This is a genomic window from Mesorhizobium sp. M7A.F.Ca.CA.002.04.1.1 (genome assembly GCF_004022805.1).
Lineage (GTDB): Bacteria > Pseudomonadota > Alphaproteobacteria > Rhizobiales > Rhizobiaceae > Mesorhizobium > Mesorhizobium ciceri.
The window spans coordinates 1-2690 of record NZ_RZPL01000746.1; the positions used below are offsets into that span (position 1 = coordinate 1).

The 2690-nt window shown below is 65.7% G+C and carries 3 protein-coding genes; all 3 read right to left on the reverse strand.

Going from position 1 to position 2690, the window contains the following annotated elements:
* On the reverse strand, positions 1-707 hold a 707-nt coding region (locus ENZ75_RS27755), incomplete at its 3' end, for a PfkB family carbohydrate kinase (RefSeq protein WP_128278468.1).
* Entirely contained in the window at positions 704-1579 is an 876-nt protein-coding gene (locus ENZ75_RS27760; protein ID WP_013529211.1) for a MurR/RpiR family transcriptional regulator, read from the reverse strand. The genes ENZ75_RS27755 and ENZ75_RS27760, both read right to left, overlap by 4 nt.
* Entirely contained in the window at positions 1576-2544 is a 969-nt protein-coding gene (locus tag ENZ75_RS27765) for an ABC transporter permease (RefSeq protein WP_032899090.1), read from the reverse strand. The genes ENZ75_RS27760 and ENZ75_RS27765 overlap by 4 nt, the downstream gene beginning before the upstream one ends.
* Between the last annotated feature and the right edge of the window lie 146 nt (positions 2545-2690).

The following is a 2690-nucleotide window of genomic DNA, read 5'->3' on the forward strand; positions in this document are numbered from 1 at the left end:
CCGCTCCGGTCGCAACAGGCGCCGCCTCCGCCGCCCGCCGTGACGATCGCCACGGGATAGAGATCGGCCAATAGCCGTGCGGCTTGCGCGGCCCCGTCGAGTGTCTCGACCACTGCCGTGCCAGCCAGGAATTCCGCCTCGATGGCGTTGACCACCAATATGTCGACCAGGGCGATCAACTCCTCGGAGAGTTTGCGCGCGGGGGCCGCGTTGAGCACGACGCGGCTGCCCCGTGCCTTGACTGCGCGTGCGGCGGCAATGTTGGCGGCTTCCGGCACTTCGTTCTGCAGCAGGAGCACCGCCGTCTGTCCCACCACATCGGAAGCAGAGGCACTGTCGGCATGGCCCAGTGCCAGATTGCTGCCCGAGACGATCACCGCGCCATAGTCGCCGCCTTGGTCGAAGATCGCCACGCTCATGCCGGAGCCGGCGCCAGCGGCCACCCGCACGAAGCGGCGGTCGACCTTGGCGCGATCGAGATTGGCCAGCAACGCCCGCCCGAAATCATCGTCGCCGACGGCGCCGATCATCGCCGCATACACACCGGCTCGCGCCGCCGAGACGGCCTGGTTGCCGCCCTTGCCACCGCATTTGGGGTGCCAGGCATGGCCGGTCACCGTCTCGCCCTTGCGCGGGCGGTCGGGCGCGTCGACCATAATGTCGTAATGCAGGCTGCCGAACACGGTCACCAGCGGCGTTGTCGTCATGAGCCCCGGTCTTTTCGTTTCGATGTCACCGCCGACATAGTGCGGCCGAGATTTCGCTCCGCCGCCTGATAGTCGCGCTGCGCCACCGCGACGAACAACGCGTCGAGAATGTTGAGCTGGGCAATGCGGGCCGCTGCGTTCTCGCCCATCAGCGGCGAACCCTGCGCGGTCGAGCACAGAACGATATCGGCGACGGCGGCCAGGGGCGAGTTGTCGTAATTGGTGATGGCCAGCGTGCGGGCACCGTTCTTGCGGGCCAACTGAATGGCGTCGATAACGGCCGACGTGTTGCCCGAATGCGAGAAGCCGACGGCGATGTCGTCGCCGCCGAGCAGCGAGGCCGACATCAGCATCATGTGCGAATCGTCGTAGACGGATGCGCGGATGCCGATGCGCAGGAATTTGTGCGAAACGTCGCGCGCGATCTGCGCCGAGCCGCCGACGCCATAGAAATCCCGGTTCTTGGCACGGAAGAGCAGCTCGGCGGCGCGGTCGAAATCCTCGATGTCGAGGATCGCCAGCGTCTCCTCCAGCGCCTGGATGGAGGTGCGGAACACTTTTTGCACGATCTCGGCCGAACTGTCGTCGGATGACAGTTCCTGGTGCATCTCGGCGGTCGGCAGGCGACTGTACTCATAGACGGCGGTGCGGAAGTCGCGATAGCCGGAAAAGCCGAGCTTCTTGGCGATCTTGACCACCATCGCCTCGGACACGCCGGATTCCTCGGCGATCTGCTTCAGCGGAATGCTCTCGTCGAAGCCGCGCCGGCCGAAGACGGTTTCCACCACCTTCGCCTCCAGCGGAGTGAGATGCGGCATCATCATGCGGATGCGCGGTCCTACCGCTTTCAGGTCCAGCCCGCTCAAGGTCATCCACGCCCCCTCGTCACGCGATCGATAAGCATCGCGGCGAGGATTATAAGACCAGTTGCCAGAAGCTGATAGAAGGACTGGACGTTCATCAGCGTCAAACCGTTGCGCATGGCGCCGAGGATGACGGCGCCCAGGATGGTGCCGACGACGCTGCCCTTGCCGCCCATCAGCGAGGCGCCGCCGATGGCGGCAGCCGCGATGGCGTCGAGCTCCCAGAGATTGCCGAGGATGGGTTCGGCGGCGCCCAACCGGCCGATCAGGATCTGCGCGGCAAGCGCCGCCAGCAGGCCTGAGATCATGTAGGCGGCGATCTTGGTGCGGGCAATCGGCACGCCGGCGATGTAGGCCGCCTCCTCGTTGCCGCCGACGGCGAGCAGATATTCGCCGAAGGGCGTCTTCTTCAAAACGACCCAGGCGACGACAGCCACGCAGGCGACGATGACGACCGCCAGAGGCAGTCCGAACAGCGAACCGTTGAAGACGGCGCGAAAGCCTGGGGGCAGGCCGAGGACCGGATTGCCGCCGGTGTAGATCAGCGCCAGTGCCCGATAGGTGCTGAGCGTTCCCAACGTGACGATGAAGGGCTGCAGCCCAACATGGGCGACGAGCACGCCGTTGACGAGGCCGCAGGCAAGACCAATGGCGAAGCCGGCGGCGATGGCCAGCGGAAACGGCACGCCGGCGACCATCATAGAGGCCGAGATGACGGCCGAGAGTGCTGCCGTCGGCCCGACCGACAGGTCGATGCCGCCGGAGATGATGACCAGCGTCATGCCCAGCGCCAGACAGGCATTGATGCTCGACTGCTGCAGGATGTTGATCAGGTTGCGCTCGGCGAAAAAGCCGGGCACCAGCGCGCCGAACACGGCCAGGATCACGACAAGCCCGATCAGCGTGCCGGCGTCGCGCATGGAAACACCGCGCAGGAATTCGGCCTGGGACCGCACCAGAGTGGCATCCGACATATCCGTCACCTACTGCCTTGCCGGCTGTGCGGCCGGCGTTTGCGTTTGCGGGATGGCGTGCGCCGCGATCGCCTGTTCTGAGAGATTTGCCCTATCGAGTTCGGCGGCGATGGTGCCGTCGCGCATGACCAACACGCGGTCGGCAA